The sequence below is a fragment of the Actinoalloteichus caeruleus DSM 43889 genome (assembly GCF_000429185.2).
Classification (GTDB): domain Bacteria; phylum Actinomycetota; class Actinomycetes; order Mycobacteriales; family Pseudonocardiaceae; genus Actinoalloteichus_B; species Actinoalloteichus_B caeruleus.
The window spans coordinates 449,692-471,824 of the sequence record NZ_AUBJ02000001.1 but is presented as its reverse complement, the minus strand read 5'-3'; the positions used below and the strand labels follow the sequence as shown (position 1 = coordinate 471,824).

Here is a 22,133-nt window from a genome sequence, read left to right as displayed (position 1 = left end):
CGGGCGGGCCCGGCGGTGTCCCGCCGGCGGGACGGGCAAGGCTTCCACCAGGACCGTCGTCGGCGTGACACCGACCATCGCCCGCCGTCCGCCGTTCGCGACCCGGATACGAATTCCCTTCGCCGCGATATTGGGAGCGGCGTTCCGGGAGCCGTAGCGTTTTCCGCCGGACCGGTTCGCGCATTCACGCGGACGGTTTCCCGGAACGGTTCGGACACCCGCGCGGGCCCGACGACAGCACGAGCGAACAGGACGAGCTGATGGCTGCGATCAACGGTTCCGGGGAGCGGGAGAGCAGCACCGCCCCCGGCGATCCAGACCCCTACCCGAACCTGGCCTGGCTGCGGCGGGAGATGCCGGTCAGCAGTGTGCCCGCCTCGGGGGGAACCGCCCCGCTGTGGTTCGTCACCTCCTACGAGGTGGGCAGGGCGCTGCTCACCGACGAGCGCCTGAGCAACACCGACCCCGCGCCACCGGAGGATGGCACTCCGGTGGCGGGGAACCTGTTGGGGATCGACGCCCCGGACCACACCCGGCTCCGGCGGTCCCTGGCCTCCGCGTTCACGCCCCGGGCGCTGGCCGCGCACCAGCCAGCCATCGAACGGATCTGTTCGCGGGCCGTCGACGCGATGGAGCGGGCCGGGGAGACGGACCTGGTGCCCGGCTACACGTTGCCGGTGCCGGTGGCGGTGATCCACGAGGTGCTCGGGATCCCTCCAAGGGAACGGCGCCCCCCGGAGGTCGTCATGGACCTGTTCATGCGCAGCGACCTGAACGGCGCGGACGACCCGGACGCGGTGAAGCAGACCGCCGACTACGTGGCCGCGCTCATCGGGTACAAGCGGCACCACCGGGGCGCGGACCTGCTCAGCCACCTGCTGGACCAGCTCGACGAGGGGCGGCTGCGTTCCGAGGAGGAACTGCACGGCCTCGTGTACGTGCTGCTGGGCGCCGGCCACACCACGACCGTCCCCCTGCTGGGTTCGGCGGTCCTGCGGTTGTTGACCCGGCCCGAGTACCGGGAACCGGCTGTCCTCGCCGACTCCCGGGCGCTGCGGGCGGTGGTCGACGAAACCCTGCGGATCGACTCCCCCATCCAGTCCTCGGTGCACCGCTACGCGGTCGAACGCCTCGAAGTGGGTGGGGCGGTCATCGAGCCTGGCGACCGGGTGGTGATCTCCTTCGCGGGCGCCAACAGGGACCCGGCGAGGTTCGGCGAGCCGGACGCGTTCCTGCCCGACCGGTCGGACGGCGGGCACCTGGGTTTCGGGCACGGTGTCCACAGCTGCATCGGGGCCCAACTGGCCCGGTTGGAGGCGGAAACCGCGCTGCGGGTGCTGTTCCGGCGCCTGCCGTACCTCACGTTGGCGGTGCCGCCCGAAGACATCGCCTGGACCCTCGGTCCCATGCTGCGCGGCCCCCGCGAACTCCCGGTCACCTTCTCCGCCTCCTGAGAGAGGACGTCATGGTCCACGCGACGAAGCAGCCCCCTCCCTCCACCCCCGGCACCGCCGCGAGCACCCGCACCGTGCTGGACTGGTACGACCACCACGTCGCCGCCACTCCGGACGCCCCGGCCCTGGAGGCGCGCGGCAGGGTCCTCAGTTACCGGGAGCTGGACACGCTGGCCACCCGCCTCGCGCACACGCTGCGGGACCAGGGCGTCGGGCCGGAACGGCTCGTCGGGGTCTGCACCCGTCGCGGCGTGGAGATGGCGGTCGCGGTGTTGGGAGTGGCCAAGGCGGGCGCCGGATACCTGCCCCTCGACCCCGACCACCCCGCCGACCGCCTCCGGTTCGTCCTCACCGACGCACGACCGGACCTGGTGTTGCACCAGCCGGAGACGGAACGGCTGGTGCGGTCGTCGACGGACGCGCCGACCGCACCACTCGACCTGGAGGCACTGTCGACGGCGCCCGGAACTCCGGTGGTCCGCGGCGCCGGTCCGGACTCGCTGCTGTACGTGATCTACACGTCGGGCTCCACCGGGCGGCCCAAGGGAATCGCGATGCAACACCTGCCGCAGGTCAACCTGATGGAGTGGAGTCGCGCCCAGTACCGGCACGGCTCCCGGGTCCTGCACTACTTCCCCATCACCTCCGACGTGGGCTGCTACGAGCTGTGGGCGACCTGGAGCACCGGGGGTCACGTGATCGTCGCCGACGACGAGCAGCGCTTCGACATCGCAGAGGTGGCCGGGCTCATCCACCGGCACCGCATCGAACGGGTCCTGCTCCCGGTGGTCGCACTCGACCAGCTCGCCCGGTACACCCGCGCCGCGCCGGAGGGGGTCGCCTCCCTGCGCGAGGTGATCACGACCGGGGACCGCCAAGTGGTGACGCCCGCCGTGCGCGAGCTGTTCGCCGGGTTGCCGGAAGCCGTGTTGGACAACCACTACGGCTCGACCGAGGTCAACGTCGTCACCTGCCCCCGGTCGACGTCCGCCGAGGTGGTGGTCGGGCCGGAGGTCTCCTCGGTCTCCACCCCGGTGTCCCGATCGCGGATCTACGTCCTGGACCGGGACCTCAACCTGGCCCCCGTGGGCGTGGTCGGCGTCATCCACGTCGGTGGTCCACCGCTGGCCCGCGGCTACCTCGGCCGCCCCGACCTGACGGCCCGCACCTTCGTCGCCGACCCGTACTCCCCTCGACCGGGGGCGCGGATGTACCGCACGGGCGACCTGGGGCGGTGGCGCGCGGACGGCACCCTGGAGTTCCTGGGTCGGGCCGACTTCCAGATCAAACTGCACGGCTACCGCGTGGAGCCGGCGGAGATCGAGTCGCTCGTCCGGGAGCGCGGCGACGTGGACGAGGCGGTGGTGGTCGCCCGCGACCTGGACACCGATGACCCCTCACTGGCCCTGTACCTGGTCGCCGCCGGCGGGCCGGAGCTGGCGGCGACACCGGACACGCTGCGCGCGTACCTGCGGGAACGGCTTCCCGCGCACATGGTGCCCCGCCACGTCGTCGTCCTGCCCGAGCTGCCGTTGTCGGCCAACGGCAAGGTCGACCGGCGCCGGCTGCCGGCCCCCGAGGAGGTGGTGGTTCCGGCGGAGGCCGCCCCACCGGACGAGGTCGAACGCACCATCATCGAGGTGTGGCGGGCCGTCCTCGGTCGGGACGAGATCGCGCCCGGCGACGACTTCTTCGCGCTGGGCGGGCACTCGTTGCTGTTGGCGCAGGTCGTGCACCGCCTGCGGCAGGCCCTCGACGTCGAGCTGCCCCTGCGGGCGCTGTTCGACTTCCCCACGGTCCGGGAGCTGGCGGCCCGGGTCCGGCGGGTCGGCGAGGCACCGGTCGGTGATGTGCCCCCTCCGGTCGAGCTGCGTCCCAGGGATCCTGGGGAGCCCACACCGCTGTCCCACGCGCAGGAGCGCATGTGGTTCCTCGGCAGGATGTTCCCCGACAGCGCGATGTACAACAACATGCTGTCCCTGCGCCTGCGTGGCCCCCTGGAACTCGACCGGCTCCGCTCCGCGCTCTCCACGTCCCTGGCCCGCCACGAGGCGCTGCGCACGGTGTTCCCCGACGAGGCCGGGGTGCCCCACCAACGCGTGCTGCCACCGTGGGCAGTCCAGCTGCCGGTGGTGGACGTCAGCACCGCCGACGGCGACCGCGTCGAGGCGGCGCGGCGGATCGTCGGCGGCGAACAACTCCGCCCCTTCGACCTGGCGACGGGACCGCTCGTGCGCCACACGCTGGTCCGGTTGGGCGAACGGGACCATGTCCTGTGCGTCGTTCTGCACCACATCATCTCCGACGGGACCTCGCTGGGCGTGCTGCGCCGGGAGCTGGCCGAGTACTACCAGGCCGCCCCCGGGACGGAGGAACCAGCACCGGTACCGGTGCAGTACGGGGACTTCGCCGTCTGGCAACGGCGGTCCACGGCCTCCCCAGCGATGGCCGAGCACCTGAGGTACTGGCGGGAGCACCTGCGAGATGCGCCGCCGGTGCTCGAACTGGTCAGCGACCGCCCCCGCCACCCCGACCACGACCTGCGGGAGGGCTCGGACGGCGAGTTCGAACTGGTCGTGAACGCCGAGCTGACATCGGCGTTGGAGGAGCTGGGCAGGCGGGCGCACGCCACGCTGTTCATGACGACCCTCACCGCCTTCGGAGCGGTCCTGTCCCAGCGGTCGGCGGACCGCCGGGAGGACATCGTGGTCGGTGTGCCCTTCGACCGGCGCCCCGACCCCCGGTTGACGGACCTCGTCGGGTTGTTCATCAACCCGGTACCCCTGCGCTGGACCTCCTCGAGGGCTGGAAGTTTCCTCGAGGCGCTCGCCCGGGTGCGCAAGGTCGCCGTCGACGGGCAGTCCCACCAGGACCTGCCCTTCGAACGCCTGGTGGAGGAGCTCGCCACCGGCGGCGACCTGACGCACCACCCGGTGTTCCAGGTGATGTTCCAGCTCCAGCACGAGGACGACACGACCGGAATCATCCCGGGACTGGATATCGACGGGTTCGCCGGCGTGGCGCCACCGTCGAAGTTCGACCTGTCGCTGAGCATCGTCAAGTCCAACGGGCGGCTCAGCTGCGGTTTCGGTTACTCGGCCGCGTTGTTCGACGAGTCCACCGTCGTCGGCATCGCCGAGGACTTCCTCCACCTGCTCCGCGCGGCCGCCACCGAACCGGAACGGCCGCTCGCCGACCTCCTCGTCGGCCCCGACGACGTGCGACGCGAGTGGCGCGCGGCGACGCCCGTCGAGGGGCCCTGGCGTCCGCTGCCCGACCTCGTCGCCGACCAGGCCCGGCTGCGGCCGGATGAGGTCGCCCTGGTGTGCGGCGGTACCACCACCACCTACGCCGAGTTGGAGGACCTCGTCCGCGTCCTGACCCGGATGCTGCGCGGCGCCGGCATCGCCGACGAGCGTGTGGTGGCGGTCGCGTTGCCCCGTTCTCCCGACATGGTCGCCGCGCTGCTGGCGGTGTTCCGCGCCGGCGGGGTCGCCATGCCACTGGACCTGCGCGCCCCCGAGGAGCGGCTCGCCCTGCTGCTGTCCGACATCGAACCCGACGTGGTCCTCACCTCCTCGGACCCCCGCTGGCCGGTCCCGGGCGCTCCCGGGGCCACCACCATCGTCGTCGACGGCGCCGTGGCGGAGGGAGTGCCCGCCGCCTCCGACGAGGACGGCCTCCCGCCGGCTCATCTCAGCCGGGAGTCGGCGGCCTACCTGCTGCACACCTCGGGGTCGACCGGCCGCCCCAAGGCGGTGGTGGGTCCGCACGGCGGGCTCACCAACCGGTTGGCGTGGTTCCACTCCGCGCACCCGTGGAGCCAGGACGTTCCCGTGTGCGCGAAGAGTTCCATCGGGTTCGCCGACGGGCTGACGGAACTGCTCGGACCACTCGCGCACGGTGGGCGGGTGGTGCTGGCCACCGATGACGAGGCCGAGGACGTCACGGCCCTGATCGACCTGGTGCGGCGGCACTCCGTCCGGCGGATCACCGTGGTACCCAGCCTGCTGTCCGCGCTGCTGGAACACCCCGCCAGGGGCGGGCTGTCCTGTTGCGAGCTGTGGATCAGCAGCGGTGAACCGCTGCGTCCCGAGCTCGTGAGGAGGTTCACCGAGGTCTTGCCCCGGGCCCGGCTGCTGGATCTCTACGGCATGTCGGAGGCCAGCGGCGACAGCGTGGCCGCCCAGGTGGTGCCCGCTGGGCCCACCTCGGGGGGTGTCCCGATCTGGCACACCGGGGTCCACGTGCTCGACGAGCGACTGCGACCAGTGCCAGAAGGCTGTGTCGGGGAAATCTTCGTCTCGGGAGCCGGGTTGGCCAGGGGCTACCGGGGCTCCCCCGGGTTGACGGCGGCGCGGTTCCTGCCCGCCCCGTTCGGGCCCCCCGGGTCACGGCTGTACCGGACGGGGGACCTGGGGGTGCGCCGAGCCGACGGGTCGGTGACCCTCGCGGGCCGGCGGGACGACCAGCTCAAGGTGCGGGGCTGGCGGGTCGAACCAGGGGAGGTCGAGGCGCAGCTGGTGCGGCACCCCGACGTGCGGGCGGCGGCCGTCGGGCTGCGGGAACTGGGCTCGTCGACGGGACCGGTGCTGGTCGCCTGGATCGTCGCCGACCGCCCTCCTGCCGAGCACGACCTGGTGGCGCTGTTGCGGGAACGACTGCCCCGCCCCCTCGTTCCCTCGTACTTCGAGTTGGTCGAGGCGTTGCCGACGACGTCGAGCGGGAAGCTGGAGAGGCGGCGGCTCCCGGATCCCCGGCCTCGGCACGGCGGTCGGACCCGTACCTCGGCCGAGTCCGACCGATGGCTCTCCGCCGTGCTCGCCGCGTGGCGCGAGGTCCTCGGTCGAGACGACCTGGACGGCGAGGACGACTTCTTCGCCGTCGGCGGTCACTCGCTGCTCGTTCCCCAGGTCGCCGCGAGGTTGGCCGACCTGGTCGGCGTGACGGTTCCACTGCGCTCGTTGTTCGGGACGACCACCGCCGCCGGTCTCGCGGCCCTGCTCCGCGTGACGGGCGGTGACGACGACCGTGCCGCCTGAGCCAGCCCGGCTCCCCCTCCCGCGAGGACCGGCCTACCGCCACGGTCCGCATCCCGAGCAGAGACGCCGGGTGGGGCCGGCGAGGCGGAGGGCCACTGGACGCGTCCGCACCCGGCCCGTGCGACCGTACCCGGGCCCGGCACAGCGAATCGTCGGTCCCGCCCGTGGCCGAGGGACCAATTCACCGCCGATACTGGATTCGACGTTGAACCGACCCGGGACCACTCGTCCCGTCCCGCCGGCGGGACGACGGAAAACGGTCCCGCCCCAGCGGTGGAACGGATCGGGGAATTGGGAACCCCTGCCCCCGCACACCGTGCGACGACTTCGCACCCACCGGACGAGCAACGGAGGGAATCACGATGTACGGCTCGGTCCCGGTCGACGGGAACCAGGTCAGTGACGTGGTCGGAGTGGGCTTCGGACCCTCGAACCTCGCCCTGGCCGTGGCGATCGCCGAACACAACGAGACCGCACCACCGAAAACGCGGTTGCGAGCCCAATTCCTGGAACGTCAACCTGTTTTCGGTTGGCACCGGGGAATGCTGTTGCCGGACACCACGCTCCAGGTGTCCTTCCTCAAGGACCTGGTAACCCTGCGCAATCCCCGGAGCTCCTTCGGTTTCGTTTCCTACCTGCACGACAGGAACCGTCTCGTCGACTTCGTCAACCACCAGAGTTTCTTCCCGTCCCGACGGGAGTACCACGACTACCTGGAATGGGTGGCCGGTCGTTTCACCGGCTCCGTCCACTACGGCCACGAGGTGGTGGACGTGCTCCCCGTGAACGAGGGGCCGGACGTGGTCGCCTTCGACGTGGTGGCCGCCCACGGCGGCGTTGGCGCGACGCGGAGGGTGCGGACCCGCAACGTGGTGCTCGCCCCCGGCCTCGAACCGGTGCTCCCCCAGGGCATCACCCCGTCCGACCGGGTCTGGCACAGCTCCGAACTGCTGCACCGGCTGGACGGGGTCCGGGAACTGCTTCCCAGCAGGCCCCGCTTCGTGGTGGTGGGGGCAGGGCAGAGCGCCGCCGAGGTGATGGCGCACCTGCACGATGCCTTCCCCACGGCGACGGTGCGGTCGGTGTGTTCCCGCTACGGTTTCGCCCCGGCCGACGACAGTCCGTTCGTGAACCAGCTGTTCGACCCGGCCGGTGTGGACGAGTTCTTCGAAGCCGCGCTCCCCGCCCGGGAGAACCTCCTGAGGACCCACGCCGGCACCAACTACTCGGCGGTGGACGGGGGCCTGATCAACGAGCTGTACCGGCGGTCCTACCAGGAACGGGTCGCCGGAGAGCCCCGGCTGTTGTTCGAACGGCTGTCGCGGGTCGTGGCGACCGAGGAGGGGGACGACGAGGTGTCGGTGGCGGTGCGGTCCCTGGCCGACGGCCGGGTCACCAACCGCAGGTGCGACGTCGTCGTCCTCGCCACCGGCTACCGCCCCCGGGACGCACTGCGTCCACTCGGGGAGCTCGCCGCGCTGTGCAAACTGGACGCGAACGGCTGGCCGAGGGTGGAGCGGGACTACCGGATCACCACCACCGAGACGGTGCGGGCCGGCATCTACCTCCAGGGCGGTACCGAACACAGCCACGGTCTCTCCTCGACTCTGTTGTCCAACCTCGCGGTCCGCAGCGGTGAGATCACCCGCGCCCTCGTGTCGCGTTGACCCGGCCCGACCCCGCGTCCCTCGGGGACGGCCCGCCCAGCCCGCGTCCGCCGACCAGGAGCCCACCGATGTTCGTGCCCCACCAGTACCGGGCGGCTGACACCCGTCCCCTCGTTGAGTTGATCAGGTCCTTTCCCCTGGCCACCCTCGTGTCCCACGCGGACGGCGCCCTGTTCGCCACGCACGTCCCGGTCCTGCTCGCCGCGGACGCGGACGCCGGGCGAGACGTCCCTGATCCGGCGGACCTGACGATCCTCGGGCATCTGAACCGCCTGAACCCGCACCGGGACGCCCTCGCGGGTGGCGGCGCGTGCCTGCTCACCTTCACCGGACCCCACAGTTACGTCTCCCCCGCCCACTACGGGCGGGACACAGCCGCGCCCACCTGGAACTTCACCTCCGTGCACGTCCACGGTCACCTCACTCCGCTCGACAGCACGGAGGACACCCGCCACGTGGTCCGCTCCACCGCCCTGCTCTACGAGCGCAGGTTCGGCGCGGGTTGGGACATGACCGGCTCGTTGGACTACTTCGAGCAGCTGCTGCCCGGTGTCAGCGCCTTCCGGGTGGACGTCGGCACCGTCGAGGGCATGTTCAAACTCGGCCAGGAACAGCCCGGGCACGCCCGGCAGGGGGTGTTGGCCGCCTTCACCTCCCCGGGAGCGCCGCCACACCAGCGGGCCGTCGCCGAGCTGATGCGGCGCTTCCCCCCCGACGCCGCCGGCGGTGTTCCCGGCTGCCCCGCCCAGTCCGCAGCACGGATGTCCCCGCCGGCTGACGCCATCCGAGGGGAGCACTGACCGTGCCAGCACCCCGCAACCCCTTCCTGCCGTCGGTCGAGGACGACACCGACGACGCGCTGCCGGTGTTCTGCCTCCCGCAGGCGGGTGCCGGCGCGTCCACCTACCGTTCCTGGCCGACGGCGCTCGGTCCCGGACTGCGGGTCCGTCCGGTTCAGCTGCCCGGTCGGGAGAACCTGTTCTCCCGACCGATGCCCTCGGACGCGGCCGAGCTGGTGAGGATGCTCCGGGCCGAGCTCGCCGACGAGCTGGACCGCCCGCACGTCCTGTTCGGCCACAGCATGGGCGGTTTCCTCGCCGCGGAGATGGCCGCGGCCGCCCACCGGGACGGGACGAGGCAACCCGAACTGTTGGTGGTGTCCGGGTGGTCCGAGGCCGAGGGACGCGGACCGCTGACCGAGGGGCCGGACCTCGCCCGGCTGCCGGATGAGGAGGTGCTGCGCACCTGGCTCCCACCCGGCCCCTCGACGGACCTCGTGGTGAGGACTCCGGAACTCCGCGAGATCGTCCTGGAGATCCTGCGGGCCGACCTGGAACTGTGCGTGTCCTACCGTCCCTCGTTCGACCTGCTCCGAGTCCCGGTCCTCGCGGTCGGCGGCGAGGACGACCCCCTGTGCACCGTGGACGGGCTGCGCGGGTGGGCTCGGCGGACCGACGTCCGGTGCCGGGTGTGCCTCTGGCCTGGCGGGCACACCGTGACCGAGGAACGGGTGACGGCGATCGGGGACGCGATCCGGGCCGAACTCGACCGGCGGTGAGGACACGGCCAGGGGCTCCGGTCAGCCGGGGAGGCGGGGGTCGACCTGGATCTTGGGGCCCCCGAGCGCCCCTGGTGGTCGTCGGCCGCCCAGCACGCCCGCCACCCCGCCGAGCGGGACGGTCGCCGCCACCAACGGTCGGGGGTCCACGCTCCCGCTGGCGTAGCGGTCGATCGTCGCGGCCAACGCCGGGGAGGCGCTGAGCACCCCGACCGCCGTGACGTCCCGCAGCGTGAGCGCGCGGGTGTCGACCAGGCTCGGCGCGCCGGCCAGGCCCACGTAGACGACGCGGCCCCCTGGTTCGACGAGGTCCACGGCCAGCGCCGGCAGGGCGGGGTCGTTCGACGCGTCGACCACGGCGTGGAAGGTCAGCGGCGGGAGCGCGTCACGGGTGTGGGGCTCGGCGACACCGAGTTCGGCGGCGAAGTCCAACGCCGCGCCCGGGAGCCCCAGCACGTGGACCTCGGCTCCCTCGGCCCGGGCGAACATCGCGACCAGCAGCCCGATGGTCCCCGGTCCCAGCACCAGCAGTCGGTCCCCGGGGGCCAGACGTGCCGCCAGCACCGCGCGCAGGGCGTTCCCACCGGGTTCCACCAGCGCGGCGGCGGTGTCGTCCACCGCGTCCGGGACCGCGTGCAGCGAGTCGGCGGGAACCGCGAGCCGTTCGGCGAGCGCTCCGTCCCGGCCTCCTCGGATGCCCACCTCGACGCGCCGGTCGCAGACGTGCCGGCGGCCGCGCCGACACCGGTCGCAGGCGCGGCAACCCAGCATGGTGTCGCCGACCACCCGCCGTCCCACCCATGCCTCGTCGACACCGGTGCCGACGGCGGCCACCGTGCCCGTCCACTCGTGGCCGAGCCGGAGGGGGTAGTGGGCGTGCCCGTCCCGCAGGTACTGCATCTCCCCGGTGAAGAACTCGACGTCGGTCCCGCACACCCCGACCCGGGAGACGTCCACCAGCACCTCCCCGGGCACGGCGACTGGCGGGTCGACCTCGCGGACCACGGCCGCGCCCGGTCTGACGACCACGAACGCTCTCATGCGCCTCCGTTCCCCGGGAGCACCGGCACCCACGGTACGAGGCGGCCCCGGTCCCGGGCCAGCCCCCGGGGTGCACGGTGCGTGGCGACGGGTTCCCGGACCGTGGCCTGCTCTGCTAGCGTCGGCGCCCCGGCAGCACGCAGGACCGCACAGCCGACGACGGGACCCCAACCGTGACTCGTGAGCTGCGTAGTGACCAGTGGTACGCGGGCGTGGACCGCAACGCCTACATCCACCGGGCCTGGATGCGGCGGGGCCTGCCCGCCGACGCGTTCTCCGGCCGGCCCCACCTCGCCATCGCCAACACGGCCTCGGACCTGACTCCGTGCAACTCCCACCTGGACGAGGTCGCCGGGGCGGTGCGGGACGGCGTGCACCAGGCCGGGGGGATAGCCCTGGACCTGCCCGTGATGTCGATCGGTGAGACCCAGGTGCGGCCCACCGCGATGCTGTGGCGGAACCTGGCCGCGATGGCGGCGGAGGAGATGCTGCGCGCCAACCCGGTCGACGGCGTGGTCCTGCTCGGTGGTTGCGACAAGACGATCCCGGCCCTGCTGATGGCAGCGGCCTCGGTGGACCTGCCCGCCGTCGTGGTGCCGGGCGGCCCCATGCTGACCGGCACCTTCCGCGGCCGCCCCCTCGGCTGCGGCACGGACGTCTGGCGGCTGAGCGAGGAGGTGCGGGCGGGCACCCTCTCCTCGGCGGAGTTCACCGCGTCGGAGTCGGCGATGATCCGCAGTCGGGGGCACTGCAACACGATGGGAACCGCGTCGACGATGGCGCTGGTCGCCGAGGCCCTCGGAATGGTCGTGCCCGGTCTCGCCGGCACACCGGCCCCCGACAGCAGGTTACTGGCCGAGGCCAACCGGAGCGGGCGCCTGGCCGTGGACCTCGTCGCCCTCGACCGGCGTCCCAGCACCCTGCTCACCCGGGCCTCGTTCCACAACGCGATCGTCGCCCTGGCGGCCGTGGGCGGCTCCACCAACGCCGTCGTGCACCTGCTGGCCATCGCCGGCAGGGTGGGCGTGGAGCTGACCCTGGACGACTTCGACCGCATCGGTTCCGACGTCCCGCTGCTGGTGGACCTCCAACCCGCCGGCCGGTTCCTCATGGAGGACCTGCACCGGGCCGGTGGTCTGCTGGCCGTGTTGCGGGAGGTCAGCGACCTGCTGGACCCGACAGCCCTGACGGTCACCGGCCCGCCGCTGGTCGACCTGGTGGCCGAGGCCCCCCGGTGGGACCCGGAGGTCGTCCGGGACCGCTCCGCCCCGCTGCGACCGTCCGCCGGGATCGCCGTGCTGCGCGGGAACCTCGCGCCGGACGGGGCGATCATCAAACCGGCGGCGGCCTCCCCCGAGCTGCTGCGCCATCGGGGTCCCGCCGTGGTGTTCGAGTCCGTCGAGGACCTGCGTGCCCGGATCGACGACCCCGATCTGGAGGTGGACGCCGACTCGGTGCTGGTGCTGCGGGGGTGCGGGCCGCGCGGCTACCCCGGGATGCCGGAGGTGGCCAACATGCCGCTGCCGAGGAAGCTGTTGGAACGCGGTGTGCGGGACATGGTGCGGATCTGCGACGGCCGGATGAGCGGCACCGCCTACGGCACCGTGGTGTTGCACGTCGCCCCGGAGGCGGCGGCGGGCGGGCCGCTGTCCCTCGTCCGGACCGGGGACCCGGTGGTCCTCGACCTCCCCCGCCGCGAGCTGCGGCTGGACGTGCCCGCCGAGGAGCTGCGCCGACGCCAACCGCCCCCGGCCACCACCGACGCCTACGCCCGCCCCACCCGGGGGTGGGAACGGCTGTACGTCGACCACGTGCAACAGGCCGACCGGGGCGCCGACCTGGACTTCCTCACCGGTTCGAGCGGTTCGACCGTGCACAGGGAGTCCCACTGACCGCGCCGCCACACGGCACCGGCGCGGCCGCCCCCGTGCTCAGGCCGACCGGTCGCGGCGCTGTCGACGCCGCTGGGGTCGCTGCCTGGGCACGATCACCGGATCGACCCCGTGCCGCACGGCGTCCTCGTTGACCACGACCTTGGCCACGTCCCCCCGGCTGGGCACCGCGTACATGCTGGTGAGCAGGACCTCCTCCAGCACGGCGCGGGTGGCGCGGGCCCCCGTCCCCCGGAGCAGGGCCTGGTCGGCCACCGCCTCGACGGCGGCCCCGGTGAACTCCAGTTCCGCACCGTCCATCCGGAACAGCTTCTGGTACTGGGGGATCAGGGCGTTGCGGGGCTCGGTGAGTATCCGCACCAGCGCCGCCCGGTCCAGGGGCCGCAGCGTGGTCACGACGGGTACCCGGCCGACGAACTCGGGGATGAGCCCGAACCGCACCAGGTCCTCGGGCAGCACGTCGAGCAACGCCGCCTCCCGGTCGCGCTCCCGGTCCTGGGCGCCGCGCAGGACCGCGCCGAACCCGATCCCCCGGTGTCCCGACCGCTGCTCGACGATGTGCTCCAGACCGGCGAAGGCTCCACCGAGGACGAAGAGCACGTTGGTGGTGTCCACCTGCACGTACTCCTGTTGCGGGTGCTTGCGGCCCCCCTGCGGGGACACGTTCGCGACGGTGCCCTCCAGGAGCTTGAGCAGTGCCTGCTGCACCCCTTCACCGGACACGTCCCTCGCCGCGTTCTGGCTGTCCCCCCGGCGGGCTACCTTGTCGATCTCGTCGACGTAGATGATGCCCTTCTCCGCCCGGCTGACGTCGTGGTCGGCGGCCTGGAGCAACCGCAGGATGATGTTCTCCACGTCCTCACCCACGTAGCCGGCCTCGGTGAGGGCGGTGGCGTCGGTGATGGCGCAGGGCACGTCCAGGACCCGGGCGAGGGTTTGGACGAGGTGGGTCTTCCCGGAACCGGTTGGGCCGATCAGCAGGACGTTGGACTTCCCGAGTTCGACGGCCTCCCGGGAGGTGGAGTGCCGGCCCGGTTCCCCCTCCGGGCGCAGCACCCGCTTGTAGTGGTTGTAGACGGCCACCGCCAGTGCCCTTTTCGCCGCGTCCTGCCCCACCACGTACTCGTCGAGGAAGGCGTGGATGTCGCGGGGGCGGGGTAACTCGGTCAGCGGCGCCGAGGGCGTTTCCTCGGGGGACCTGCTGATCTCCTCGGCCAGGAGCTCGCGACACAGGCCCACGCACTCGTCGCAGATCCGCACGCCGACCGCGCCCGCGATCAACCGTCTGACCTGCTCCCCTCTCTTCCCGCAGAACGAACACCGCAGCGGACCGCCGCCGTCACCGATACGTGTCACTCGAAAACGTCTCCTCACCGGGTGCTGGCGGAAGGGAACACGGGGGACGCCGGCCGAGGCGCCCGACGGGTTCCCAGGGGTTCGAGCCGCACCGCCGGAGGGCGGAGGGCTGGCGGAACACGGGTCTCCACACCCCGGGGCTGCGGACGGGTGGACGGGGTGGCGTGGCGCGACCCACGCTGGTCATGGCGAACTCCACGGGGCGGCGGCCACAGTCAGATGATCCGATCATATACACGGTGGCGGTATCTTGAGCGGCGACGGAAGCGAGGTGGATGATGGGCCGGCTCACCAGGGCGGAGACGCGGCAACGCAACCGCGCCCGCGTGCTGGACGCGGCTCGGACGGAGTTCACCGACCGGGGGTTCCGCGACGCCAAGATCGACAGCATCGCCGCCCGCGCCCGCCTGACCCGCGGCGCCATCTACTCGAACTTCCCCGGCAAACGAGCCCTGTACTTCGCCGTGCTGGCCCACGAGGCGGAGCGGGCGGGACGGGCGGTGATCCCCCCGGGGGAGGCCCCCGCCACGCACCCCGGCCACGGCCCCGGCACCGCGACCTCCGCCGGGCAGGCGCTCAGCGCCTTCGCCAGGGCCTGGGTCGGCGGGTTGCCGCTGGCCACCGACCAGCGGTACGACGGCGCCCGGCTGAGCATGGACCTGCTCCCGGAGATCCTGGCCGACGAACACGCCCGGATTCCCTTCGCCCAGTTGACCAAACTCGACGCGCTCCTGCTCGGCTTGGCGTTGGAGAACCTCCACCCTCCCGGCTCGCCGGCCCGCGATCTGGTGGGCCTCGCGGAAACCGCCCTCACCCTCCTGCACGGGGCGGGCCAGCTGGCCTCGACAGCACCGGGGTACGTCGAACCCTTCGCGATCGTGCGCGCCTGCGAACGCCTCCCCGACCTGGGGCTCGACCGGGGCATCACCGTGACCTCGGACCCCCCGCCGGCCACCACGACCGACCGCCCGTGGGCGTACCCAGTGGGCATGGACGCGGTCCGGGGGGAACCGGCCCGGGTTGAGGACGGTGTGGTGCTGGTGCTGGGCCTGCACCGGCTGGCCACGGTGGAGGCCGCCGTCCGCACGGCACCGGCCGGCACGCCGGTCACGGTCGGCGTCGTCACCGGGGAGCCGGCGGAGTTGGGACCGCTCGCCCGGCTCACCGTGACCCGCCTGGGCACCCTGCTCCGCTCGTCCTTCCCCCGCGCCGCGTGGCCCCGGCTCCGGGTGATCTGCGCCGGCGCGACCGCCCTCGCTGCCGAGCTGGGCGACGACGGGGTCAGCGACACCACGGAACGGGCGGCCCTCGTCCGGGACGGCCGCGTCCTGGCGAGCGCGGAGGGGTTCGGCGCCGGTCAGGCGGTGGCGGCGGCCTGGACCTCCGCCGTGAACGACGCCCCGGGACCGTCCCGCCACCCGGGTTGACGATGACGAGACCGCCCGACCGGGCCGTCCGAGAGGACGTCGGCTCCCGGCGCGCACCCGACGGCAGCCCCGGTCACACCTCCCCGGCCGGGCACCCTGGTGCCGGGGCGACGGTGGTCGTACCCTCGGCCGCGGTGCGGCCTTCCTGAAAGGAAACCAGTGAACACGCAAACGGAAACCCTCGAGTTCCAGGCCGAGACTCGCCAGCTCCTGCAACTGATGGTGCACTCCATCTACTCAAGCAAGGACATCTTCCTGCGCGAGCTGATCTCGAACTCGTCCGACGCGCTCGACAAGCTGCGTCTCGCGTCCTACGCCGACAAGGACCTGGACGTCGACACCGAGGACCTGCACATCCACCTCTCCACCGACGGGGAACAACGCACCCTCACCGTGCGCGACAACGGGATCGGGATGTCGCGTGACGAACTCGTGGAGAACCTCGGCACCATCGCGAAGTCCGGCACCGCCGAGTTCCTGAGGAAACTGCGGGAGACGCGGGACGCCAACGCCTCCGAGGAACTGATCGGCCAGTTCGGAGTCGGCTTCTACTCCTGCTTCATGGTCGCCGACCGGGTCACCGTCGTGAGTCGTCGCGCCGGCGAGACCGTCGGCACCCGCTGGGAGTCCACCGGCGAGGGCACCTACACCCTGGAGTCGGTCGACGAGGCGCCGCAGGGCACGACCATGACGCTGCACCTCAAGCCCGTGGACGAGGAGAACGCGCTCCACGACTACGCCGCGGACTGGAAGGTCAAGGAGATCGTCCGCCGCTACTCCGACTTCATCACCTGGCCCATCCGCATGGACGTCGTGCCGCCCGGCGCGGAGGAGGGCGCCGAGCCCGAGCCCACCACCATCAACTCGCGCAAGGCGCTGTGGGCCCGGTCGAGCGACGAGGTCAGCGAGGCCGAGTACTCCGAGTTCTACAAGCACCTCACCCACGACTGGAGCGACCCCCTCGACACCATCAGCGTCAAGGCCGAGGGGACCTTCGAGTACCAGGCCCTGCTGTTCCTGCCCTCCCGCGCCCCCATGGACCTGTTCATGCGGGAGGGACGACGCGGCCTCCAGCTCTACGTCAAGCGCGTCTTCATCATGGGCGACTGCGAGGCGCTGCTCCCCGAGTACCTGCGCTTCGTCAAGGGCGTCGTCGACGCCCAGGACCTCTCGCTCAACGTCTCCAGGGAAATCCTCCAGCAGGACCGCCAGATCCAGTTGATGCGCCGCCGCCTGGTCAAGCGCGTCCTCGGCGCGCTGAAGACCATGATGGCGGAGGAACCCGAGAAGTACCGCACCTTCTGGAAGGAGTTCGGGTCGGTCGTCAAGGAGGGGCTGCTCAACGACGCGGCGAACCGGGACGCGATCCTCGACGTCGTCTCCTTCCATTCGACGAACGACGCCGAGGCCACCACCTCGCTGCGCGAGTACGTCGAGCGGATGAAGGACGGTCAGGAGGAGATCTACTACCTGACCGGTCGGACCCGGTCGGTCATCGAGAACTCCCCCCATCTGGAGGGCTTCCAGGCCAAGGGCCTGGAGGTGCTGATGCTGACCGACGCCGTCGACGAGATGTGGGTGGATGCCGTCGGCGAGTTCGACGGCAGGAAGTTCCGGTCCGTCGCCAAGGGCCAGGCCGACCTGAAGGCCGAGGACGACGAGGAGAGCGGCGACAGCGAGCGCGACCAGCGCGCGGAGGAGTTCGCCGCCCTGCTGTCCTGGATGGGCACGTTGATGGAGGACAACCTCAAGGAGGTGCGGCTGTCCTCGAGGTTGACCACCTCCCCCGCCTGCCTCGTCGGGGACGAGCACGACGTCACGCCCGAGCTGGAGAAGCTCTACCGGGCGATGGGCCAGGACGTTCCGCACACCAAGCGGATCCTGGAGCTCAACCCGGCGCACCCGCTGGTCAGCGGGCTGCGCAAGGCGCACGAGGAGCGGGCTGACGACGAGGGGATCGCCGAGACGGCCGAGTTGCTCTACGGCATGGCGCTGCTCGCGGAGGGCGGCGAGCTGAGCGACCCGCCGCGCTTCACCCGCCTGCTGGCCGACCGGTTGGCCAGCGGGCTGTGACCCCGCCGGCCCGGGGCGGGACAGGGTTCCCGCCCCGGGCCGGGCACCGTGCCGGCCCGGCGGGCGACGGGTCGCGGGGTGCCCGGTGACGACGGCCGACCGATCGATCGAGAGCGCGAGGGGGCGCTGGTGGACGAGCGTGGTGGTGTCCTGGTCGTCGGTTCGGCCAACGCGGACCTGGTGGTCACCGTGGACCGCCGTCCCGGCCCGGGCGAGACCGTGCTCGGCTCGGACACCACGGTGGCCCCCGGGGGGAAGGGGGCCAACCTGGCGGTGGCCGCGGCCAGGTTGGGCGGCCGGGTGTCCCTCCTCGCCGCCGTGGGCACGGACCAGCACGGTGACCTGCTGCGCGCGTCACTGCGGGACGCCGGCGTCGGTACCGACCTGGTGCGCGACGACGAGCGGCCCACCGGCGTCGCCTACATCACCGTCACGGCGGACGGGGAGAACTCGATCGTCGTGGCACCGGGGGCGAACTCCTCGGTCTCCGAGGCCGACGTGGACGCGGCCTCGCACCGGATCGCCACGGCGACGGTGCTCACCTGTTCCCTGGAGGTGCCGCTCCCCGCCGTGCGGCGGGCCGTGCGGGTGGCCACCGAGGCCGGGGTGCGGGTCGTGGTCAACCTCTCCCCTGTCGCCGACCTCGGTGGTGAGGTCCTGGGTGCCCTCGACCCGTTGATCGTCAACGAACACGAGGCGTCCCACCTGCTCGCCGCCGCACTGCCCGGTCCCCCCGGCGCCGAGGCGACCGGACCGCCCTCGGTGCGGGCGCGGCGAACCGCCCGTGACCTGCTGGCCCTCGGGCCGCGTTCCGCGGTGGTGACGCTCGGCCCGGCGGGGGCCGTGGTCGCGGAGCGGGACGCGGAGCCGATCATGGTGCCCGCTCCCCCGGTGCGGCCCGTGGACTCGACCGGAGCGGGCGACGCCTTCGCGGGGGCGCTAGTGGCACGGCTGGCCGGTGGCGCGTCGCTGATCGACGCCGCGCGGACCGCCGTGCGCGCCGCGGCCCTCTCGGTGACCAGGCCCGGCGCGCAGCCGTCGTTCGCCCGTTCCGCCGAACTCGGCCCGACCTGAGCGGGAAGCGGGGACAGCCGGCTTCCCCCCGGGGCACGGCCGAACGCCGGCCGGCTGGGACGTCGGCCGGCTGGGACGTCGGCCCCGTCGACCACCCCCGCTGCCGAGGTACGGGGGCCGTCGAAGGAGCCGGTGCCGTCCGAGACCCGGCGCGGGCCACGAGGCGGTCACCAGCCGGGGGAGCTCGCCGGGGCGGGCAGGCAACGCGGTCCACACCCGACCGATAGGCAGGGGAAGCCGGTGGGGACCAGCCGGTCCACACCCGAATCCAACCCGCGGCCGCGCGCCGGGAAAACAAGGATCCGTACCGCCGGACCGGCGACCACGATTGCTGACCACCGTCGAACAGGAATTCCCGGAATCGTGCTACGAATATGATACCTGAATCGAATCATCCGTTCCCTCGGCAGGAGCAGGACCTCCTTCCACCACTACTTCGATTCCCAGCGGAACCCGCTGGACGTGGTGTTGGACGAGGACCCCAGGAACCTGGTCGCCGCACTCGACGTCCCCACACCGGGGTCCTCCGCGAGCGGCGCCTCCAGGGGCGGACGTGGCGGCCCTGCTCGACCGCCCGCTGGCCCTCGACGCCCTCGACCCCGTCGGCGTCGGCGTCGGCCTGAGGCGATCGTCCTCACCTCACCGACCCGCCCCTGGGGACGCCACGGCGCGCCCGCGCGGAGCACCAGGGGACTCCACGGCCGGCTGGACCGCCCCCTCCGCGCTGGCCGAGGGGTGGGCTCCGCCCGCCACGGCCCCCGGACCTCCGGTGCCGCACGGGGGCCGTGCTCACCTCGAACGACGAGTGGGTGCTGGGCCGGGTGCTGGGCCCCCAGCGCACGGGTCGCCGCGAGACGACGCGAACGCCCGCCCACGGCCCGTTGGCCGCGCTGACCCGGCTTCTCCCCGAACCGAACGGGACGAGGAAGACCCAGGGTCGAGGGTGCGACCAGCGGTGCGGTCACCGCCTCCGCAGGACGAGCCGGGCACCGGTGTCCGGCCTCCGGAGCACGGTGACCGACCGCCATCCCCGGATGCGACCCCCAACAACGCCCGCTCCACCCGCCGGGCCCGGCGCACGTGGTGCGCGAAGGACGGCCGCCCCAGGACCCGACCTCGCGCCCGCTGCCCCTCCAATGCCTCCCCCACCCGTGCGGTCACCCACACGAAATGACAGGTCCGTCCCGTCAGCGCACCCACGAGGAGCAGCACCACCCGGGTGCTGATCCGGGTGGCCGGCTCGTGCGCGACCACCGGGTGCGCGCTGAGCGCGCAGAACACCGCGATGCGGGCGTGGTGGCAGAGATGCACCAGCGGCCGGTACCAACGGTAGCCGACCCACGAGGGCAGGGTCGTCCCCAGCCAGCTCCGCATCTGGTCCGAGTCGAGAATGACCGCGCCGACGGTGTTCTCGGCGTTCCGCAACAATGTGCTCTTTCCGGCTCCTGGCAGTCCCGCGACCACAACGAGATCATTCCGCGTGAGAACCGCGTGAAATTCGGTCAATTCAGGACTGGCAGGACGCATGGCCACAGAACGGCCGAATCCACCCGAATGTTCCCCACCCCGGAGTGGTGTCGATCATGTTCCCTCCGGCCGCGCGGTCCCGTTCCCCCGGCGCCCCGCGTCACCCGTTCCGCCACCCGCGTCCCAGCCCACGAGCGGCTCACGGCTGCCGCCCTTCGGACCGGTTCCGGGGAACCGCGATCTCCAGCCCCACCTCACCGCTGACGGGCGCTCCGCCACCCAACCACCGCCCGCACCCTCTCCCCGGGGAACACGGTGGGCTCCCATCCCGGCCGCGCGGACCACGGCGATATCCGATGGCCCCAACCCTCCCGCCACCGGCAGAATCCCGGACGTGGAACCCGTTCACGTCCTCGTGCTCCGCGGACCGGCCGGGGTGGGCAAGACGACGACCGCCTACGAGATCGGTCGCCTGCTCGCCGCCCGCGACGTGCCGCACGCCCTGATCGACACCGACGAACTGGACCGCGTCCACCCCCAGCCCCCACCGGACTCACCCGGCGCCGGCCTGGCCGGCAGCAACCTCGCGGCGATCTGGGGGAACTTCGCCGCCGCCGGTCACAGCCGCCTCGTCCTCACCGGGGTCTTCGCCGACATCGCCTCGGAACTGCCCTGGATCGCCCACGCCGTTCCCGGAGCCGCCTTCACCGTCGCTCGCCTCACCGCGGACGAGTCGACCCTGGCCGACCGCGTCCTCCGCCGCGAGGTGGGGTCCGGCGCCGAGGAGCAACTGGTCCGCACCGCACGCCAGGTGGAGACCATCCGACGACGCACCGGCCGACCCGACACGGTGGTGGTCGACACCACGGGTCGGTCCGTCCCCGAGGTGGCCCGGGAGGTGCTCGCAGGCTGGCCACCCGCCCAGGAACGGTCCGCGCCGCCCCCGCCGACCCCGACGGGTTGAGCCCCGCCGCTCCCACCACGGCGGCTCCGGCTCAGCCGAGGCGCTCGACGTCAGCGACGTGTCCGGCCACCAGATCAGCCACGGTCGTCGGCAGTCCCGGGGAGAACAGCCCGTGCCCCATCCCCGGTACGACGCGCAGCCGCGCGCCGGGGATCAACGCCGCCAGCCGCAGGCCGTGCTCCACCGCGTGAACGGGGTCCTCGGTGCCGTGCACGACCAGGGTCGGCGCGGCGATCCGGGACAGGTCCACCCGCCGGTCCTCGGTCATCCGCCCCGCCAGCGCGTGGTTGTCCCCGGAGTTCGGGTCGCGGTCCCGGTCATACCCGAGGGCCGACACCCGACGTGCCTCGGCCTCGTCGAAGGGGAGCACCTCCCCGTGGAGGACCCGCCACGTCTCGGTGGCGGACTCGACGCGATCCGCACGCGTCTCGCCCCCGGTCTCGGCGCGAGCGGCGAGATGGCGCAGGAACCGGGGCGCGGGCGGGGGAAGCGCCCCCGGATCGGGATCCTGGCCCGCCAGCGCCCGCCGCCAGGCCGGTTCCGGGTCCTCGCCCAGCGGGGACGTCATGACCGCCGTCAGGCCGCGGACCCGGTCAGGGCGGTGGACGGCCAGCCACTGGCAGATGGTCCCCCCGAGCGACATCCCCACCACGTGGGCCGACGCGATGCCGAAGGCGTCCAGGACGGCGAGGCAGTCACCCGCCATGTCGGCGACGGTGTAGGGATCGCGCTCGAAGTCCACCGTGTCGGACAGCCCGGTGTCCCGGTGGTCGAAGAGGACTACCTGGCAACCGGCGGCGAGGAGCCGGTCCACCAGCTCCGGCGGCCACAGCACCGACGACGCCGAGGTCCCCATCACCAGCAGCACGGGGGGATGCTCCACGTCACCGACCCGCCTGGCCCACAGGCGGACCGGACCGGAGTGGACGAAGGTGCCGTTCTCCGCTGCCATGCGCGGGACCCTAACGGGTGCCGTGCCGCGCTCCAGCGCCCAACACCGCCGAGCGGCGGGACCCGGTGTGGGATACTGTCCGAGCCGCTCCGGCACCCGGCCGGCGCCCTCCCCGCTTCGATCGGCGGCCCATCCCACGGCCCGCCGACCACGGGCCTGGGGCGGT

The 22,133-nt window shown here is 72.7% G+C and carries 14 protein-coding genes; 10 read left to right on the top strand and 4 right to left on the bottom strand.

Translation table 11 applies throughout. The annotated features are described in order from the left end of the window. Positions 1 to 260: 260 nt before the first annotated feature. The 5 genes from G443_RS01940 to G443_RS01920 all read left to right on the top strand — a co-directional run bounded on the left by G443_RS01940 (position 261) and on the right by G443_RS01920 (position 9,721). Positions 261 to 1,454, top strand: a complete 1,194-nt coding sequence (locus G443_RS01940; protein WP_051314402.1) for a cytochrome P450 — start codon at positions 261 to 263, stop codon at positions 1,452 to 1,454. 11 nt (positions 1,455 to 1,465) lie between these two features. Next, the gene (locus G443_RS01935) at positions 1,466 to 6,496 is read left to right on the top strand and encodes a non-ribosomal peptide synthetase (protein ID WP_026420691.1); all 5,031 of its coding nucleotides are present in this window, start codon (positions 1,466 to 1,468) and stop codon (positions 6,494 to 6,496) included. Positions 6,497 to 6,858: 362 nt separating this feature from the next. Further along, entirely contained in the window at positions 6,859 to 8,163 is a 1,305-nt protein-coding gene (locus G443_RS01930) for a lysine N(6)-hydroxylase/L-ornithine N(5)-oxygenase family protein (RefSeq protein ID WP_035293191.1), read from the top strand. Between the two features lie 68 nt (positions 8,164 to 8,231). Continuing rightward, positions 8,232 to 8,963, top strand: a complete 732-nt coding sequence (locus G443_RS01925) for an FMN-binding negative transcriptional regulator (RefSeq protein ID WP_081715752.1) — start codon at positions 8,232 to 8,234, stop codon at positions 8,961 to 8,963. A gap of 2 nt (positions 8,964 to 8,965) precedes the next feature. Next, positions 8,966 to 9,721: a thioesterase II family protein gene (locus G443_RS01920; protein ID WP_051314404.1), complete on the top strand. Its 756-nt coding sequence runs from the start codon at positions 8,966 to 8,968 to the stop codon at positions 9,719 to 9,721. A gap of 21 nt (positions 9,722 to 9,742) precedes the next feature. On the opposite strand, the gene G443_RS01915 is transcribed toward G443_RS01920, so the two are convergent. Continuing rightward, positions 9,743 to 10,762 carry a zinc-dependent alcohol dehydrogenase gene (locus G443_RS01915; protein ID WP_026420692.1) on the bottom strand — a complete coding sequence of 340 codons (1,020 nt, stop codon included), beginning with the start codon at positions 10,760 to 10,762 and terminating at the stop codon, positions 9,743 to 9,745. Between the two features lie 173 nt (positions 10,763 to 10,935). On the opposite strand from G443_RS01915, the gene G443_RS01910 reads away from it, so the two are divergent. Then, on the top strand, positions 10,936 to 12,654 hold the full coding sequence (locus G443_RS01910; protein ID WP_051314406.1) for an IlvD/Edd family dehydratase: 1,719 nt from the start codon (positions 10,936 to 10,938) through the stop codon (positions 12,652 to 12,654). Positions 12,655 to 12,693: 39 nt separating this feature from the next. Here G443_RS01910 and clpX read toward each other — a convergent pair whose 3' ends face one another. Then, positions 12,694 to 14,010 carry an ATP-dependent Clp protease ATP-binding subunit ClpX gene (clpX, locus tag G443_RS01905; protein ID WP_026420694.1) on the bottom strand — a complete coding sequence of 439 codons (1,317 nt, stop codon included), beginning with the start codon at positions 14,008 to 14,010 and terminating at the stop codon, positions 12,694 to 12,696. A gap of 278 nt (positions 14,011 to 14,288) precedes the next feature. Between clpX and G443_RS01900 the strand changes: the two genes are divergently transcribed. From G443_RS01900 to G443_RS01890, 3 genes are all read left to right on the top strand, one after another. Continuing rightward, positions 14,289 to 15,437, top strand: coding sequence for a TetR/AcrR family transcriptional regulator (locus tag G443_RS01900; RefSeq protein WP_051314408.1), 1,149 nt, complete (start codon positions 14,289 to 14,291; stop codon positions 15,435 to 15,437). A gap of 159 nt (positions 15,438 to 15,596) precedes the next feature. Then, complete coding sequence (gene htpG / locus G443_RS01895; RefSeq protein WP_026420695.1) at positions 15,597 to 17,510, top strand: molecular chaperone HtpG; 1,914 nt, start codon at positions 15,597 to 15,599, stop codon at positions 17,508 to 17,510. Between the two features lie 129 nt (positions 17,511 to 17,639). Continuing rightward, on the top strand, positions 17,640 to 18,584 hold the full coding sequence (locus tag G443_RS01890) for a ribokinase (protein ID WP_026420696.1): 945 nt from the start codon (positions 17,640 to 17,642) through the stop codon (positions 18,582 to 18,584). 789 nt (positions 18,585 to 19,373) lie between these two features. Here G443_RS01890 and G443_RS01885 read toward each other — a convergent pair. Then, positions 19,374 to 20,111 carry a P-loop nucleotide/nucleoside kinase family protein gene (locus tag G443_RS01885; RefSeq protein WP_253860284.1) on the bottom strand — a complete coding sequence of 246 codons (738 nt, stop codon included), beginning with the start codon at positions 20,109 to 20,111 and terminating at the stop codon, positions 19,374 to 19,376. Positions 20,112 to 20,445: 334 nt separating this feature from the next. Here G443_RS01885 and G443_RS01880 point away from each other — a divergent pair, with 334 nt between their 5' ends. Continuing rightward, positions 20,446 to 21,015 (top strand): DEAD/DEAH box helicase family protein, encoded by a 570-nt coding sequence (locus G443_RS01880; RefSeq protein ID WP_051314410.1) that lies wholly within the window; start codon positions 20,446 to 20,448, stop codon positions 21,013 to 21,015. Positions 21,016 to 21,046: 31 nt separating this feature from the next. Here G443_RS01880 and G443_RS01875 read toward each other — a convergent pair whose 3' ends face one another. Next, on the bottom strand, positions 21,047 to 21,967 hold the full coding sequence (locus tag G443_RS01875; protein ID WP_026420698.1) for an alpha/beta fold hydrolase: 921 nt from the start codon (positions 21,965 to 21,967) through the stop codon (positions 21,047 to 21,049). Positions 21,968 to 22,133 lie beyond the last annotated feature (166 nt).